The sequence below is a fragment of the Streptantibioticus ferralitis genome, from assembly GCF_029223525.1.
Classification (GTDB): Bacteria; Actinomycetota; Actinomycetes; order Streptomycetales; family Streptomycetaceae; genus Streptantibioticus_A; species Streptantibioticus_A ferralitis.
In genome coordinates, this window is record NZ_JARHTQ010000018.1 from 68,137 (window position 1) to 85,111 (window position 16,975).

Consider the following 16,975-nt stretch of genomic DNA (forward strand, 5'->3'; position numbering starts at 1 on the left):
CGGGGAAACCGGACCAGCCACGACGGACGTTGCGCCAGCAGACTCGGGCTCGTCATACGCCCGTGTCCGAGCCCGGAGCCCCGGCGGCGTTCCGCCAAACCACCTTCACGTGCAGATGCGCATTCGTGCCCGCCGACACCAGCGTGGCGCCGAACTTCCCATCGACCGCCACCTCGAAGGTCACCTCTACCTCCTCCGGTGGCGGGTCGATCGCGCGCAACTGAGCCAACGCGCCCTCGGCAGCGGACCGCACGCCCGCCAGAGCGCCCTGCCAGGTATCGGCCGCCGCCCGGGCGATCCGGTCACCGGCGCCGGCCCGGACCAGTCCCCTGTCGCCGTTGTCACGTGCCGCGTCAGGGACTTCGACGTAGACCCGCCCGTCCTGACCTGCCGCAAACTCCACTACCGTCACGCGCGTGCACCTCCGTGGCCAAGTCTTCCATCTGGCCACAGGGCAGGGGGAGTTATCGAGATACGGATCCTGGTGGCTGATTCGGTCAGGCCGTGAGGTCGAGGTTGAGCCTGGAGAGGCGGGTTGTCCGCGCCCGGTCGAGTGGGTGACCGTTCCACCAGGCGTCGCAGCGGATGAGGTCGAGGGCGACGGCGCAGTCGACGTGGTCGCGGCGCCGCACTGCACGACATCGCCAAGCGGCAGCTCTTCGCCCCTGTGCCGTTCGGAAAGTCATCGCTGCTGCTCGGAGGCGGTCTGGCGCGCCATCACGGTCTACTGGAAGCCTGTCCAAGTGATCGTCTCATTGGTGTAGCAGGTGGCTCGGAAGCTGCTCGCGGCCCCGGCGTTGCTGCTGCGGCGGGACGCGGCCAACGACGCGGAACTGCTTGTTCTGCGGCACGAGAACGCGGTGCTGCGGAGGCAGCTAACGAGTCAGTGCGGTACGAGCCGACGGTTCGCCTGTGGTTTGCGGCGCTGTCCTGCTGATCCCCCGGCGCCGATGGGCGCAGGTGCTTCCGGTGACGCCCGCGACGCTGCTCGCCTGGCACCGCCGGCTGATCGCCCGGAAGTGGGACTACAGCAAGCGCCGGACGAGGCCCGGAAGACCGCCGACCGCGGGTGCGGTGAAGGCTCTGGTGCTGCGGCTGGCCAAAGAGAATCCTTGGTGGGGCTGCCGACGTATCCAAGGCGAACTGATTCGGCTCGGACACCCGGTCGGCACGACGACGGTCTGGGACATCCTCACCGCCGCGGGCATCGATCCAGCCCCACGCCGGGGAGGACCAACGCGGCGCGAGTTCCTGACCGCGCAGGCCGAGGGCCTCATCGCCTGCGACTTAGAACACATGAAGCACTACGGGCAGTCCTTCCGCAGCCGAAGCCTGCGGGAACTGCCGGTGACCTGGTAGACGGTGCTCCGCGAACCCCGGCGGAGACACTCGCAGAACCGCTACGGCTCTTCATCCGCTCTTCCCTCCGCGTTGACACCCGTGACGCTGCGGTCGCCGCGGGCCCGGCCGTAGCGTGCGCGTGTCTTCCCGACAATACGGAGCCACGCATGTGCAACGCCGAACACCAGCCCGACGGCCCGCAACTGGGCACCATACGGCGCTCATTCCTCCGCAACACCGGCCTGGTCAGTCTGGGTGCCGCCGTCGCGAGCATTGCCGGAGGGGCTACGGCATCCGCCGCGCCACTGCCCACCACCCGGACGCAGAGCGCGCAGTCCGCCGGGGCACGGCCTGACCCGACGAATCCGCGGTTCACCCTCGTCGTGATGCCGGACACCCAGTACATGTTCGACGGGGAGAGCATCCACCCCGAGCCGATCAAGGCCTCGTTCCGGTACATCCTCGACCACACCCGGGACGAGAACATCGTCTTCATGTCGCACCTGGGCGATCTGACCCAGAACGGCCAGCAGCCCGAGTTCGATGCCATCAGCGAGGCATTCACGCTGCTGGACAACGGCCCGATCGGCTACAGCGTGCTCGCCGGCAATCACGACATCAACTCCTCCACCGGCGACCAGCGCGGTACAAGCCCCTACCTCGGCGCCTTCGGTCCCCAGCGGTTCCGTCACGCACCCACCTTCGGCGGCGCCAGCCCGGACGGCTACAACACCTACCACGTCTTCCAGGCCGCGGGCCGGGAGTGGCTGGTGCTCGCGCTGGACTGGAGGTTGTCCCCGGCCGGCTTCGCCTGGGCGCGCGATGTCATCAAGCAGCACCCCAAGACGCCCGTCATCCTGACCACGCACGAGATCGTATATGCCGACAACCCCGGTGACCCGGCCCAGCTCTCGGACTACGGCAAGCAGCTGTGGGACGGTCTGATCGCTTCCAACGACCAGATCTTCCTCACTCTGAACGGCCACTTCTGGCCTCCCGCGCGCACCACCTTGAAGAACAACGCGGGCAACGAAGTCCACCTACACATCACCAACTACCAGAACCGCTACTACGGCGGCGCCGCGATGATCCGGCTCTACCACTTCGACCTGGCCCGCAACACCATCGACGTGCAGACCTTCTCGCCGTGGATCCTGGACCGCTCCGAAGAGCGGCTCAACGAACTGGAGCGGCAGGAGATAGAGCTCACCAGCGACCAGGACTACTTCTCGATACCCATCGACTTCACCCAGCGGTTCTCCGGGTTCGCACCAGTGCCGCCGCGTCCGGCCCGTCCCGCGCAGCAGATGCTCATCCCTGGCACGGTGGCGTACTGGCGTTTCGACGGCACAGGCCGGCAGGGACCGCTACCCGACACGGTCCGTATCTCCGACCTGAGCGGCAACGGCAACGACCTCACCAAGGTGAGCGTGCCCGGCAGCCCGGCCAACGCCCTGAGCTGGTCCACCGAGTTCCATCCGGACCAGCCGGGGCACGGCAGCATCTTCTTCACCGGGCACCAGAACCCGCTGCAGGGCGCCTATCTGCAGACCGGTCCCAACGCACCGCTGAACAAGGCGATGTTCTCATCCGGCTACACCGTCGAGGCGTTCTTCAAGCTGCCCGCCGACTGGAACCCGGACAACGATGCCTGGGCCGCGCTGCTCAGTCGCTGGGGTATGAGTAGCGAATCCAAGAAGACCAGCGGCGACCCTCAGGAGCCCATCGCCACACTCAGCCTGTCGGGCGGCGCGGAACTGCAGTGGTGCATCTACCCTCTTAACCTCACCGGCTCGGTGACCAACTGGGGCCATTACCTGCCGCTCAACGCCTGGTGGCATGTCGCCGTGGTGAATGACGGTCACCACACCACCATGTACGTGGACGGGTGCCCTGTGGTTCGCAATCCCTCCACCGAGTCCACCGGAATCACCACCCTGGGCCGACCGTGGATGCTCGGCGGTTACGAGTACGGGGGCACGATCAACCAGATCCTGCACGGCTACCTCGGCGATGTCCGCATCGTCAACCGGGCACTCCCGACAAGCAAGTTCATGCGGTCCTGAGCCATCGGGCGGCAAGCGCGGAGGCGGTTCACCGGACACCGGCCATCCGGACAGGACGGCACACCGGGCCTCCGCGACTTGCCGGCCGAGGCGTCAGGCAGACAAGCCGAGTTCTGGAACCGCGCGCGGGTAGCCGGAAGCCCCGACTCATAACGCGGTGCTATGGAGAGGCGAGAGTTCCCGGCAACTGCGGTATCTCGCCATCATGGCCGAGAGGCATCGTACGAGCGGACCCGCTCGGCCCCGTCTGGACCGAAGGTACGCTCCGCGATCGCGCGAATGATCAGGGAAGCCCATCTTCGGTATCCGCGTGATCTCCCCCCGGGGGGCCTGCGCGAGCCACGCACCGCCCCCATCGCCTCGCAACGAGCGTGAACCCACGACAGGTTGCGTCGGCGCAACCACCGCCCTGCCTACAGCCATCTGCCGACGATTCGCGGCCCGGACACTCCCCCTCGGAGGCACGTGATGCGGTTTCCCGTCGGAGCGAGACGCCCGCTCCCAGCGACGCTCCTGTTCGTACTGTCCGCCCTGCTCGCCTTGGTCCTGGTCCCCGACAGCCCCGCCCACGCGTACAACACTGGCCGGTCGCCGTGTGCGCTGCAGGGAACGACAGGTTGGACCGACGAAGGCCAGCAGACCGACTACACCACCTTTCAGCAGCCGTTCGACCCGTCCGGGCCCTCGTCGTCGAAGACGATCCACGTGGGCATGCTGTACGTGGACTTCCCCGACGCGGCGGGCACCGGCAACCTCGCCGACTACTACAACCGGCTCTCGCCCGCTGCCAACTGGATGTGGAACGCCTCCCACGGCAGGACCTGGCTCGACATCCAGGCCCCGCTCAACCAGTGGCTGCGCATGCCGTCGAACGCCACCGCCTACGGCTGGCCCGGCACTCCCCCGTACGCACAGCAACAGCGGTACGTCCTGGACGCCGCCACGGCCGCCTCGAAGGCCGGGGTGGACCTGTCCCAGTACGACATGCTCTACATCGTCCCCACCACCAACGCGGCCACGATCAGCAACTCGCCCACCTACATCTGGGACCCGAGCAACCCTGGCGTGGTCGTCGGCAACACGACGGTGAAATGGGCGGTCACGTTCGGCCAGGACATCTGGGGCGCTTGGGGCTACAAGATCGTCGACCATGAGACTTCGCATACCTTCGGCCTGCCCGACCTGTACGCCTTCAGCGGCTCGCGGGACCAGTACGTCGGCGGCTGGGACATCATGGGCTACATCGGCGGTCCCGGCCCGCAGTACTTCGGCTGGGAGTCCTGGAAGTTCGGCTGGATCGACGACACTCAGGTCTCCTGTCTCTCCACGCAGGGCACGTCCTACCGCACCACACTCAACGCCGTGGAGTACGGGCCGACTTCGGGCACCTACAAGCTCGTGGTGCTCAAGACCAGCGCCACCGCGGCCTACGTTGTCGAGTCCCGCAGGTCCGCCTACAACGACCCCAGCCTCTGCTCCCAGGGCGTACTGATCTACAAGGTCGACACCTCCACCCAGACGAGCAACGGCCCGATCCAGGTCCTCAGCAACCCCAACGCCCCAGCGCCGAAGGGAAGTTGCGAGGCACAGGACATGGACACCTGGCAGCCCGGCCAGAAGTTCACCGATCCCGCCACCAACGTCACGATCTCCGTCGTCAGCTCCGACCAGTACAACGACACCGTGGACACGTCCATGTGAGCGGAGCACCAGGGAGCACGGGTGTGGCTGACGCGTCCCACCATCGGCAACACCGCACGCGGCATAACGCGACGTTATGGGGATGCGACAGCTTCCCGCGACGACCCGCCGCCGCCACCCTTGTCACACCCTGTGAAATGTCACATCGCAGAGGGAGTCACTGTGAAGGCAAGACGATCCGGGCTGGCCGCACTCGTCGCCCTGGGGCTCGTCGCCACGGCCGGTTGCGGGAGAGCCGACCGTGGCGCTGGCGGACAGGGACAGGCCGCGAAGGGCGGCACGCTGCATGTGCTGTCCACCCTTGACCTGGAACACCTCGATCCGGCCCGTAACTACGTGACCTCGTCCGAGGATGTGGGCCGCCTCATCTACCGGACGCTGACGACCTACGCGGCGGCACCCGGCAAGGCCGGAGGCAGGATCGTGCCGGATCTGGCGACGGACACCGGCCGCCCGAGCGACGGAGCCCGGACCTGGACCTTCACCCTCAAGCCCGGGACGAAGTTCGAGGACGGACGGCCCATCACCAGCGACGACATCAAGTACGGGGTCGAGCGGACGTTCGCGGCCGAACTACCCGAAGGGCCGCCGTACGCCCGCATGTGGCTGGCGGGGGGCGAGAAGTACAAGGGACCGTACAAGGACAGGCGGGGGATCGCCTCGATCGAGACTCCCGACGACAGGTCGATCGTCTTCAAGCTCAACCACCCGGTGGCCGACTTCGGTTCCGCGGTCTCGCTGCCGATGTTCGCCCCCGTACCGCCGGACAAGGACACCGGTGTCCGCTACGACAGCAGGCCCTGCTCGTCCGGACCGTACAAGATCGGGGAGTTCGAGCCCAAGAAGCGGCTCACGCTGGTGCGCAACACCTACTGGAATCCGGCCACCGACTCGGTGCGCAAGGGCCTTCCGGACAAGGTGGTCATCGATCTCAACCTCGATCCGGCCGTGGTCGACCAGCGGCTCATCGCCGGTACCGGACCGGACGCCGACGCGGTCGCCTTCGAGCCGATCGGCCCCGCCTCCGTCGGGCCTGTGATGGCGAATCCCGCCGTGCGCAGGCGACTTGTGACCGGTGGCTCGATCAACACGCGCTACCTCGCCGTAAACACCGCCCACAAGCCGCTGGACGATGTGCGGGTCCGTCAGGCGATCGCCTACGCGCTCGACAAGGACGCGCTGCGCACCACGCGAGGCGGCCCGGTCGCCGGTGAGCTGGCCACCACGCTGCTGCCGCCCGCCCTCCCCGGCGCCACCCCCGACGACCCCTTCCCGAGCCAGGACGGCAAGGGCGACCCGGCCAAGGCCAAGGCTCTCCTCGCCGAGGCGGGCCACGGTTCCGGACTCACCCTCACCCTCGACACCCCGGCCACCACTGCGGGCAAGGCGCAGGGCGAGGCGGTTCAGGCGTCGCTGGGCCGAGCCGGTATCACCGTGAAGATCAACGCGATCAGTACGTCGGCGTTCTACAGCACGGTCGGGAACACAGGCCAGGAACACGAGCTGGTGATCGACGGCTGGACGCCCGACTGGCCCGGCGCCTCCACCTACCTGCCGACGGTCTTCGACGGGCGGCAGATCACCGCCGAAGGCAACAACAACCGCGCCCAGTACGACGCCGCCAAGGTCGATGCCCGGTTCGACGCGATCGCCAAGATGAACGACCCGACGGCCGCCGCCACCGCCTACGGAGAGCTGGCCAAGGAGATCATGCAGGACACACCGGTGGTTCCGTTCCTGTGGGACAAGGCGGCGATCCTGATCGGCTCTGATGTCGCCGGTGCCTACGGCCATGTCGCCTACGTCGGTCGGCTGGATCTGGTCTCCCTGGGGCTGCGCAAGTGACCACGGCCCTTCCCACGTCGATACCGTCCGGTGTCAGGCGCCGCGCGGGACGGCGGGATGCTTCCCTGTTGCGGCGGCTGCTGGGGCAGCCGTCCTCGGCCCTCACGCTTGCGGTGGTCTGCCTCCTGGTGGTGGCCGCCATCGCGGCCCCGCTGATCACCTGGCTCGCCGGGACGTCGCCGACCACGTTCCACTCCGACGCGGTGGACCCGGCGCTCGGCGGACTGCCGCGCGGCGTGGCGGGCGGGATCAGCGCCAGGCACTGGTTGGGAGTCGAGCCGGGGAGCGGCCGGGATGTCCTGGCCCGGGTCGTCTACGGCGCCAGGATCTCCCTGCTGATCTCCGTGCTCGCCACTGGCCTTTCGGTGGTCCTGGGCACGGCGCTGGGGCTGGCCGCAGGGTTCTTCGGCGGCTGGGTCGACGCTGTGATCGGCCGGTTGATGGACCTGCTGATGTCCTTTCCCAGCCTGATCTTCATGATCGCGCTGATCTCCGCCGCGCCCGGTGTCGACCGGCAGTTGCTCCTCGTCGTCGTGCTCGGGTTCTTCGGCTGGCCCTATGTCGGGCGGCTGGTGCGCGGGCAGGCGATGGTGCTGGCCCGTGGGGAGTTCGTGGCGGCGGCGCGGGTGCTGGGCGCCTCGCGGCGCGCGCTGCTGGTGCGGGAGGTGCTGCCGAATCTCACCGGACCGGTCCTCGTCGTGGCGACGATGTCGATACCCAACTACATCGCCACGGAGGCGGGGCTGTCGTTCCTCGGTATCGGGGTGCGCCCGCCGACTCCCTCGTGGGGCCAGATGATCGCCTCCGCCGTGCCGTGGTACGCCGCCGACCCGATGTACTTCCTGATCCCAGGTGCCTTCCTGTTCGTCACCGTGCTCGCCTTCAACGTGCTCGGTGACGCGGTACGGGACGCGCTCGACCCCCGGAGCCGACGGTGATCCTCTACGCGCTGCGCAGGCTGGCCGCTGCGGCGGCGATCCTGCTGGTGATCTGCGCGGCGACCTTCGCGATCTTCTATCTGATGCCCGCCGATCCGGCCCAGGGCGCGTGCGGCAAGGCGTGCAGCCCGGAGCGGATCGCGCAGATCCGGGCGACTTTGGGCCTGAACCACTCCGTCGTGACGCAGTTCCGCGACTATCTCGTCGGCATCGTGGCCGGCCGCACCTACGGCACGGGAGCGCAGGTGGTCTCCTGCCCGTTCCCCTGCCTGGGGTTCAGCTTCCAGACGAACGAGCCGGTCTGGCGGATGCTCACCGACCGGCTGCCGGTCAGTGTCTCGATCGCGGTGGGAGCGGCGGTGTTGTGGTTGGCAGTCGGTGTCACCGCGGGTGTGGTCTCGGCGCTCTGCCGGGGCAGCCTGTGGGACCGGGCGGCGATGGTGGCGGCGCTCGGTGGCGTCTCGCTGCCGATCTACTTCACCGCGCTGGTCTTGCAGTACCTCCTCGTCGTCAAGGCCGGGCTGCTCCCCTATCCGCAGGCCGTCTCGCTCACCGCCGACCCGGTCGGCTGGGCGGAGTCGATGGTCATGCCGTGGATCGCGCTGGCGATGCTCTACGCCGGTGTCTACGCCCGGATCACCCGCGGCGAGATGCTGGAGAGCCTCGGCCAGAACTACGTGCGTACCGCCCGCGCCAAGGGCCTGCCCGAGCCGACCGTGCTGCGCAGGCACGCGCTTCGCCCGGCGCTGATGCCCATCGTGACCATCTTCGGGATGGACCTCGGAGCACTGCTCGGCGGTGCCCTGATCACCGAGTCGGTCTTCGGCCTGCCCGGCGTGGGCAAGCTGGCGGCCGACGCCATCAACAGCGCAGACCAGCCGGTGATCCTCGGGGTGACCTTGTTCGCCGCCGGGTTCGTCGTACTCGCCAACGTCTCCGTGGACCTGGTCTACGCGGCTCTGGATCCGAGAGTGAGGGCCGTCGGATGACCCTGCTGACCGTACGCGGCCTGAGCGTTGACTTCCTTTCCGGTGTACGCGCCGTGGACGGGCTAGACCTGGAGTTGGCCGCCGGGCGGGTGCTCGGCGTGGTCGGTGAGTCCGGGAGCGGGAAGTCCGTGACAAGTCTCGCCGTTATGGGGCTGCTGCCGCCGGATGCCCGGGTGACTGGTGAAGTCCGGTTTGACGGCCGGGAGTTGAATGGCGTCGGCCAGCGGACGCTGCGCGGGTTGCGCGGCAACCGGATCGCGATGATCTTCCAGGATCCGCTGTCGTGTCTCAACCCGTACTACCCGGTGGGCTTCCAGGTCGCCGAGGCATACCGGGCCCACCGCCGTGCCGGTCGCCGGGCAGCCCACCGCGTCGCCGTGCGGATGCTGGAACGGGTGGGCATCCCCGAGCCCGAGCGGCGCGCCCGTGCCTATCCGCACGAGTTCTCCGGCGGGATGCGGCAGCGCGTGATGATCGCGATGGCGCTCTGCCTGGAACCCGACCTGTTGATCGCCGACGAGCCGACCACGGCGCTCGACGTGACCGTGCAGGCCCAGATCCTCGACCTGCTACGGGATCTGCGGGAGCGGTCCGGCACCGCGATCATGCTCATCACCCATGACATGGGGGTGGTAGCCGGACTCGCCGACGATGTCGTGGTGATGTACGGCGGCCGTGCCGTCGAGCGGGGCACGGTCCGCGACGTGTTCTACCGACCGCGTGAGACCTACACCAAGGGGCTGCTCGCCTGCGTGCCACGGGTTGACGGGCCGCTGCCGGTTCGGCTCCCCACTCTGCGGACACCGGTCACGGCTGCGGGCGAGGCATCGGAGGTGACGGTGTGAACCCACCGGTGCTCGAAGCGAGCGATCTGGTCAAGCGCTTCCCCGTACGGCACGGACTGACCCGACGGCTGGTCGGGCACGTTACGGCGGTTGACGGTGTGTCACTGTGCGTGGAGCCAGGGCAGACGCTCGGCGTGGTCGGCGAGTCCGGCTGCGGCAAGTCAACCGTGGCGCGGCTGCTGACCCGGCTGGTCGAGCCCACCTCCGGCACCATCCGCGTAGCCGGAAGGGAACTGACCGCGCTGGACGAAGTGGCGCTGCGGCCGGTCCGCCGCGACCTGCAGATGGTCTTCCAGGATCCGTTCTCCTCACTCAACCCACGGCAGACCGTCCAGCAGATCCTTGCCTCTCCCTACCTCTACCAAGGGCTGAAACCGAAGGAGCCGGTGGAGGAACTGCTGGAGCGGGTGGGCCTACGGCCGGAGCACGCCGCCCGCTATCCGCACGAGTTCTCCGGCGGTCAGGCCCAACGCGTCGGTATCGCAAGGGCGCTGGCGCCTCGCCCGAAGCTGGTCGTGTGTGACGAACCCGTCTCCGCCCTCGACGTGTCGGTGCAGGCGCAGATCCTCAACCTGCTCAAGGACCTTCAGGAGGAGTACGGGCTGGCATACGTGTTCATCGCCCACGACCTCGGCGTCGTCCGCCAGATCAGCGCCCGCGTCGCCGTCATGTACCTGGGCGCCATCGTGGAGACGGCCGACCGCGACACATTGTTCTCCCACGCCGCGCACCCGTACACCCACGCTCTGCTCTCGGCCGTACCGCTGCCCGATCCGGACGCCGAACGCTCCCGCGAGCGGATCACGCTCCGCGGCGACCTCCCCAGCCCGCTGCATCCGCCCAGCGGATGCCCCTTCCGCACCCGCTGCCCGAAGGCGGCCGATCGTTGCGCCGCCGAGCGGCCCGCGCTGCAGGCGATCGCCACGGGCCACGAGGTCGCCTGCCACTACCCCGAACCGCTGTCCGCAGAGAGGACTTCATGAGCCTGCGCCACGCCTACCGCCTGCCCGGACTCGCGGTGGCCGACCGCATTTTCACCGTGCCGCTGGACCACGCCGACCCCGCCGGCGCGTCGGTCGAGGTGTTCGCACGCGAAGTCTCCGACCCGGTCCGGGCCGGAGAGCGGCTGCCCTGGCTACTCTACCTCCAGGGCGGCCCCGGAGGCAAGTCACCACGACCACTCAACGCCACCACCGGCTGGCTGGCCCATGCCGTCAAGACCCACCGAGTGCTCCTGCTCGACCAGCGCGGCACCGGCCGCAGTACTCCGGTCACGGCCCGTTCGGCCGAACAGTACGCATCCGCCAGGGAGTTGGCCGACGATTTGGCGTTCTTTCGCGCCGACTCCATCGTCGCCGACGCTGAGCTGATACGACATCAGCTCTGTGGCGGCGAGCCCTGGGAAACCCTGGGCCAGAGCTACGGCGGCTTCGTCACCCTCACCTACCTCTCCCAGGCCCCCGAGGGACTGCGCGCCTGCTACATCACCGGCGGCCTGCCCGGCCTGGACGCCACCGCCGACCATGTCTACGCGGCCACCTATCCGAAGGTCCAGGAGAAGGTGACCGCCTACTACCGCCGCTACTCCCACGACCGCGAACTGGTCCGGCACATCGCCGACCTGCTCGACCGCGAGCCGGTCCACCTGCCCGACGGCGACCGGCTCACCGTTCGGCGCCTGCGCACCCTCGGCCTGATGCTGGGCATGGGCGACGGCTTCGAGCGGCTGCACTGGCTGCTGGACGAGGCGATCGGCGTCGGCGGTCAGCTCTCGGCGACCTTCCTCCAGCAGGTGATGAACCTGACCGGCTTCACCGACAACCCGCTCTTCGCCGTCCTCCAGGAGTCGGTCTACGGACAGGGCGGCAGGCCGACGGGGTGGGCCGCCGCCCGTGCCATGGCCACCCACCCGGAGTTCGCCGAGGACGCCGATCCGCTGCTGTTCACCGGCGAGATGTTCTACCCCTGGATGTTCCAGGAGATCGCCGGGCTCAGGCCGTTCGCCGAAGCCGCCGACCTGCTGGCCCAACGGTCCGACTGGCCCGCGCTGTACTCCCCGTCGCGGCTGGCCGCCAACCAGGTGCCGGTGGCGGCGGCCGTCTACCACGACGACATGTACGTCCCCGCCGAACTCTCCCTGGACACCGCGCGCTCGGTCGGCTCACTGCGCGCCTGGGTCACCAACGAGTGGGAACACGACGGCGTCACCGCATCCGGCGACCGCGTCCTGGCCCGCCTGATGGACATGGCCGCCGGACGGGCCTGACGACCGCACACCACCCCGACGAGAAAGAGGCAAGAGCATGTCCAGATCTCCCTTCAGCCGTCGTCCCGTCGCCGCTGGGGCCGCCGCGGCCCTGGTCCTCTCGCTCTTCGCGCTGGTCCCCACCGCGACCGCAGCGCCTCAGCGGCACACCAGCGCCGCCGGCGACTGCGCCCTGCCTGGCAGGACCGGTTGGACGGACGAGGGCCACAACACCGACTACACCCAGTTCCAGCGGCCCATCGGCGCCAAGCACGTCCTCATGCTGTTCGTCGACTTCCCCGACGCCCAAGCCTCCGGCTCCACCACGCCCTACTACCGGCAACTCGCCCCAGCCGCGAACTGGATGAAGCGTGACTCCTACGGACGGGCCAGGCTGGACATCACCCCGCTACGCCGCTGGATACGGATGCCGCAGGCGTCCACCAGCTACGGCTTCCAACGCGGAATAAGCTTCCAGCAGCACGAGTTGTACGTACGGCAGGCCGTCGAAGCGGCCGAGCCGTACATAGACTTCTCCGGCTACGACATGCTGTACATCGTCCCGGCCAAGTCCGCGTCCGCGATCAGTTTCTCACCGACGTACCTGTACGACCCGACCACCAACGGCATCGTGGCGAATGGCAAGCGCGTCAAGTGGGCGGTCACCTTCGGCCAGGACATGTGGCACTGGGGCTTCAAGGTCGCCGATCACGAGACCAGCCACACCTTCGGCCTGCCCGACCTCTACGCGTTCACCGGCACCGACTACCACCGTTTCGTGGGCGGTTGGGACCTGATGGGCAACATCGCCGGGGCCGCCCCGCAGCATTTCGGCTGGGAGCGCTGGAAGTTCGGGTGGATGGACGACAACCAGGTCGCCTGCCTGAACTCGTCCGGAAGCCGCACCATCCGCCTGACGGCGGTCGAAAGCCCCGGCGGAACGAAGATCGCGGTGATCCGCACCGGTGAGACCACCGCCTATGTCGCCGAGTCCCGCAGGGCCGTCGGCGCGGACGACAAGGCGTGTTCCACGGGCGTGCTCGTCTACAAGGTCGACTCGTCCACGCAGACCGGCGACGGTCCGATCCAGGTGGTGGACGGCAACTCCCACGCCACCCCGCCCAAGGGCTGCACGCCCCTGGACATGGCGGCCCTCCACCGCGGGCAGTCCTTCGACGACCCCGCGACGGGAGTGCGGATCAGCGTCGAAAGAAGCAACGCGCTCCAGGACGAGATCTCCATCACCAAGCGGTAGCCTCACCCGACATGAGCTGACCCGGATCGGACAACTGCGCCGAACGGGGATGGCGTTCGCGCCACCGGGCGTAGACCGGCGTGCGTGCGCAGGTGGCCAGATAGCCCTCGCCCACCCTGCGGACGATGTCGTCGCCGCGGGCGGCGAGTGGGCCGTCGCGGTGCCAGGCCAGCACGTGGCGGTACCACACCGGAGTACCGGCCAGCGGGCGGACCGCGATGCCAGGGACCTCGATGAAGGTGGCCTGGCAGAGGCTGACCGCCAGCCCCGCGCGCACGATCTCGATGAGCTGCCGCCCCTCGGCCTCGTACGGGGCGTGGGGCTGGCGGTCCATCAGCGCGAAGACGGTCGCCCAGTACTCCCGGGTGCGGTCGCTGTCGGGGTGCGGCATGGCCCAGTCATCCTCCAGGAGCTGGTTCAGGCTCACTTCCTCCTCGGCGGCCAGCGGGTGGGTGGCCGGGAGCAGGGCGAAGACGGGCTCGGTGACGAGTGGGCGCAGGACGACGCCACCGTGCGGCGGGAGTTCGTGGCCGGGGTTGTCCCCGACGACAGCCGCCTCCAGGCGTCCTGCGGCCAGGTCGTCAAGGAGCGGCGACGGGGAGTACTGGCACCGGGTCGACACCTCCGCCGCGGGGAGCACGCCCCGCACCGCCAGGACGAGGTCGGCCAGCAGGGGGGCGCCCACCGAACCGAGGCGGATGCGGTCGGGGGCGCCTCGGGGGCGGGTGGCGCGTGCGGTGTCGGCCAGCAGGTCGTCAATGCCGGGCAAGATGGCGCGCGCCCGGGTGAGCACCAGTTCCCCGAACGGCGTGGGCACCACCCCGGCCTGCCCGCGCTCGAAGATCGTCCCGCCCAGCATGACCTCGATGCGCCGCAGCTGGGCACTGAGTCCCGGCTGGGTCATATGCAGCGACACCGCGGCGCGGGTGAGACTTCCGGCCTCCGCGATCGCGCAGACCACCCTCAGATGCCGTACCTCCAGGTCCATGCCGCGGATGTTATGGACAGGTGGGAGGTTCCCAACAGAGCGGAACATCCGCAGTCTCGTGTGACATGTCACACGCGGCGTTCTACCGACCCCGTGGTGACAGGCCCCTTGGAAACCCCTAGTGCAATGTGAAATATTACTGACGTGTCTATGACAAGCTGCTCGGACGTCATCGTCGTCGGAGCTGGAATGGTCGGCGCCGCCTGCGCCTATTACGCCTCTCGTCGCGGCCTCTCCGTCACCGTGATCGACCGCGGCCCCGTCGCTGGCGGGACCACGGGCGCGGGCGAAGGGAACTTGCTGGTCTCCGACAAGGAGCCGGGACCGGAGTTGGAACTGGCCCTGCTTTCCGCGCGGTTGTGGCGTGAGCTGGCCGAACCGCTCCCGCTGGAATTCGAGTTCGAGGCCAAGGGTGGTCTGGTCGTCGCCTTCGACGCGGCCGGACTGGACGCCCTGCGGGAGTTCGCGACTGGACAGGAGAAGGCAGGGGTAGTGGCGGAGGAGGTCCCGGCCGACCGCCTGGGCGATCTGGAGCCGCACCTCACCCCCGCCGTGGCGGGCGGCTTCCACTACCCGCAGGACGCCCAGGTCCAACCAGCGCTCGCCGCAGCCCACTTGCTCCGCGCCTCGGGCGCCCACGTCCGCCTCGGTGAGGAGGTCGCCGGGATCCTCACCGCCCCGAGCGGTGAGGTGACGGGCGTGCGGACCAGTTCCGGTGCCGTCCACGCCCCGCACGTGGTGAACGCGCCCGGTGCCGTGCGGTCCTGCTCGCGACTGGTGCCTATGAGCGGCAACTGCCGTTTCCCGGCTGGACGGTGCCGGGGGTGGTGGCTGCCGGAGGTGCGCAGGCGATGCTCAAGTCGGGGCTGGTGCTGCCCGGTCAGCGGGTCGTCGTCGCGGGGAGTGGGCCGCTGCTGCTCGCCGTCGCCTCCTCACTCGCCGCCGCCGGAGCCCGCGTCCCCGCCGTCGTCGAGGCATCCGGCTACCTCGGGTACGCGCGCCACCGAGTGCCACTGCACAGCCGCAGCGCGGTCACCGAAGTCCACGGCACCGACCGGGTGCAGGCCGTGACCGTCTCCCGGGTCGGCAGGGACTGGAGGCCGGTGCCAGGAACGGGCCGCCGCATCGTATGCGACGCGCTGGCCGTGGGCCATGGGCTGGTCCCGCAGATCGAACTGGCCACCAGCCTCGGTTGCGCGACCCGGCGTACGCCGGACGCGACGCACGCCCTGGTCCTTGACAGCCTCCAGGAGACTTCCGTGCCCGGCGTGTGGGCGGCGGGTGAGACCGGCGGGGTCGGCGGAGCCCAACTTACGCAAGCAGAAGGCGAGTTGGCGGCCATCGCGGTGGCCTCCCGACTGCGCCGGAAGCTCGTTGACGGAGCGCGCGTTCAGCGGCTTCGCCGCCGCCGTGACCGGATGCGCGCCTTCGCCGATGCCATGGCCAACGCGCACGCACCCCGCCCGGGCTGGACCGACTGGCTCGGCGATGACACCGACGTATGCCGCTGTGAGGAGGTGACGGCACGACGCATCCGCGAGGCGGTCGCCGATCTCGGCGCCGAGGACGTCCGTACCGTCAAGCTCCTCACCCGGGCCGGGATGGGCTGGTGCCAGGGTCGCATGTGCGGAACGGCCGTGGCCTGCCTGGCCGCCAGCGGCAGCGACGGAAACGTACCGCCCTCCCCCGAGCGCCGACCGCTCGCGGTACCCGTACCACTCGCCGTGCTCGGCTCACTGGCCGAGGCCGACGATTAGCTCCCGCACGGCCGCCATTCCGCCCTGCGGCGTGCGGGCCCTCCAGTAAAATGTCACACACCACAGAAGGGCCGACTGGCATGACCACCACTTTCTGGAACGCCGAACGTCCCTGGCGCGGCGTCATGGTCGCCACCGCGCTTCCGCTGCGCAAGGACCTCTCCATCGACTACGGCGCTTACGCCGAGCACGTCCACTGGCTGATCGAGAACGGCTGCGATGGCGTCGTCCCCAACGGCTCCCTCGGCGAGTACCAGACCCTCACCGCCGAGGAACGCGCCCGAGTGGTGCGTACCGCCGTCGAGGCGGCGGGTGACGGGGCCCGGGTGATGCCGGGTGTGTCCGCCTACGGCAGTGCGGAGGCCCGCCGGTGGGCAGAGCAGGCTGCGGAGGCGGGCTGCGGCTCCGTGCTGCTGCTGCCGCCCAACGCCTACCGTGCGGACGAGGCCGCCGTACGCGCCCATTACGCCGAGGTGGCCAGGGCGGGGCTGCCGGTCGTCGCGTACAACAACCCCATCGACACCAAGGTCGACCTCGCTCCGCCCCTGCTCGCCCAGCTCCACAGCGGCGGCAGCGTGGTAGCGGTCAAGGAGTTCACCGGTGATGTGCGCAGGGCCTACGAGATCGCCGAACTCGCCCCCGGACTGGATCTGTTGATCGGTGCGGACGACGTGCTCCTCGAACTCGCCATCGCCGGAGCCGTCGGCTGGATCGCCGGATACCCCAACGCCTTTCCCGCCACCTGCTCCGAACTCTACCGACGCGCTGTCGCAGGGGACCTGGAGACGGCACTGCCCCTGTACCGGTCGCTCCATCCGCTGCTGCGCTGGGATTCCAAGACCGAGTTCGTGCAGGCCATCAAGGCATCCATGGACATCGTCGGCCGTCATGGCGGCCCCACCCGCCCGCCGCGCTCACCGCTCACCGGTCAGACCGAGGCCGCGGTGCTCGCCGCCACCGAGAAGGCCGTCGCCGAGGGCCGCCACTGACCGCAGAAGGGACTCC

The 16,975-nt window shown here is 69.1% G+C and carries 14 protein-coding genes and 1 pseudogene; 13 read left to right on the forward strand and 2 right to left on the reverse strand.

Annotated elements, in window-relative coordinates; all coding sequences use genetic code 11:
* Positions 1-52: 52 nt before the first annotated feature.
* Positions 53-412 (reverse strand): CU044_2847 family protein, encoded by a 360-nt coding sequence (locus tag P2L57_RS40325; protein WP_275818213.1) that lies wholly within the window; start codon positions 410-412, stop codon positions 53-55.
* Positions 413-969: 557 nt separating this feature from the next.
* On the opposite strand from P2L57_RS40325, the gene P2L57_RS24740 reads away from it, so the two are divergent.
* The 10 genes from P2L57_RS24740 (at position 970) to P2L57_RS24785 (ending at position 13,225) form a co-directional block, all read left to right on the forward strand.
* Complete coding sequence (locus tag P2L57_RS24740; RefSeq protein WP_275818215.1) at positions 970-1,359, forward strand: helix-turn-helix domain-containing protein; 390 nt, start codon at positions 970-972, stop codon at positions 1,357-1,359.
* 149 nt (positions 1,360-1,508) lie between these two features.
* Positions 1,509-3,407 (forward strand): LamG-like jellyroll fold domain-containing protein, encoded by a 1,899-nt coding sequence (locus P2L57_RS24745; protein ID WP_275818217.1) that lies wholly within the window; start codon positions 1,509-1,511, stop codon positions 3,405-3,407.
* A gap of 468 nt (positions 3,408-3,875) precedes the next feature.
* Entirely contained in the window at positions 3,876-5,108 is a 1,233-nt protein-coding gene (locus P2L57_RS24750) for a M6 family metalloprotease domain-containing protein (protein WP_275818219.1), read from the forward strand.
* A 162-nt stretch (positions 5,109-5,270) separates the two neighbouring features.
* Positions 5,271-6,953: an ABC transporter substrate-binding protein gene (locus tag P2L57_RS24755; RefSeq protein WP_275818221.1), complete on the forward strand. Its 1,683-nt coding sequence runs from the start codon at positions 5,271-5,273 to the stop codon at positions 6,951-6,953.
* Complete coding sequence (locus tag P2L57_RS24760; RefSeq protein WP_372515899.1) at positions 6,950-7,891, forward strand: ABC transporter permease; 942 nt, start codon at positions 6,950-6,952, stop codon at positions 7,889-7,891. Before P2L57_RS24755 ends, P2L57_RS24760 begins: the two co-directional genes overlap by 4 nt.
* Positions 7,888-8,880, forward strand: a complete 993-nt coding sequence (locus P2L57_RS24765; RefSeq protein WP_275818225.1) for an ABC transporter permease — start codon at positions 7,888-7,890, stop codon at positions 8,878-8,880. The genes P2L57_RS24760 and P2L57_RS24765 overlap by 4 nt, the downstream gene beginning before the upstream one ends.
* Entirely contained in the window at positions 8,877-9,725 is an 849-nt protein-coding gene (locus tag P2L57_RS24770; RefSeq protein WP_275818226.1) for an ABC transporter ATP-binding protein, read from the forward strand. The genes P2L57_RS24765 and P2L57_RS24770 overlap by 4 nt, the downstream gene beginning before the upstream one ends.
* Positions 9,722-10,708 (forward strand): ABC transporter ATP-binding protein, encoded by a 987-nt coding sequence (locus P2L57_RS24775; protein WP_275818227.1) that lies wholly within the window; start codon positions 9,722-9,724, stop codon positions 10,706-10,708. Before P2L57_RS24770 ends, P2L57_RS24775 begins: the two co-directional genes overlap by 4 nt.
* Positions 10,705-11,991, forward strand: coding sequence for an alpha/beta fold hydrolase (locus P2L57_RS24780; RefSeq protein ID WP_275818228.1), 1,287 nt, complete (start codon positions 10,705-10,707; stop codon positions 11,989-11,991). Before P2L57_RS24775 ends, P2L57_RS24780 begins: the two co-directional genes overlap by 4 nt.
* Positions 11,992-12,028: 37 nt before the next feature.
* Positions 12,029-13,225 carry a M6 family metalloprotease domain-containing protein gene (locus P2L57_RS24785; RefSeq protein ID WP_275818229.1) on the forward strand — a complete coding sequence of 399 codons (1,197 nt, stop codon included), beginning with the start codon at positions 12,029-12,031 and terminating at the stop codon, positions 13,223-13,225.
* Here the strand turns inward: P2L57_RS24785 and P2L57_RS24790 are convergent.
* On the reverse strand, positions 13,212-14,213 hold the full coding sequence (locus P2L57_RS24790; RefSeq protein WP_275818230.1) for a LysR family transcriptional regulator: 1,002 nt from the start codon (positions 14,211-14,213) through the stop codon (positions 13,212-13,214). The two genes, P2L57_RS24785 and P2L57_RS24790, sit on opposite strands and share 14 nt — an antisense overlap.
* A gap of 150 nt (positions 14,214-14,363) precedes the next feature.
* On the opposite strand from P2L57_RS24790, the pseudogene P2L57_RS24795 reads away from it, so the two are divergent.
* From P2L57_RS24795 to P2L57_RS24805, 3 genes and pseudogenes are all read left to right on the forward strand, one after another.
* A pseudogene (locus P2L57_RS24795) lies at positions 14,364-14,966 on the forward strand (NAD(P)/FAD-dependent oxidoreductase); the annotation flags it as partial.
* An 11-nt stretch (positions 14,967-14,977) separates the two neighbouring features.
* Positions 14,978-15,970 (forward strand): FAD/NAD(P)-dependent oxidoreductase, encoded by a 993-nt coding sequence (locus tag P2L57_RS24800; RefSeq protein ID WP_275818346.1) that lies wholly within the window; start codon positions 14,978-14,980, stop codon positions 15,968-15,970.
* A gap of 80 nt (positions 15,971-16,050) precedes the next feature.
* Complete coding sequence (locus P2L57_RS24805) at positions 16,051-16,959, forward strand: dihydrodipicolinate synthase family protein (RefSeq protein ID WP_275818231.1); 909 nt, start codon at positions 16,051-16,053, stop codon at positions 16,957-16,959.
* Positions 16,960-16,975: the final 16 nt, after the last annotated feature.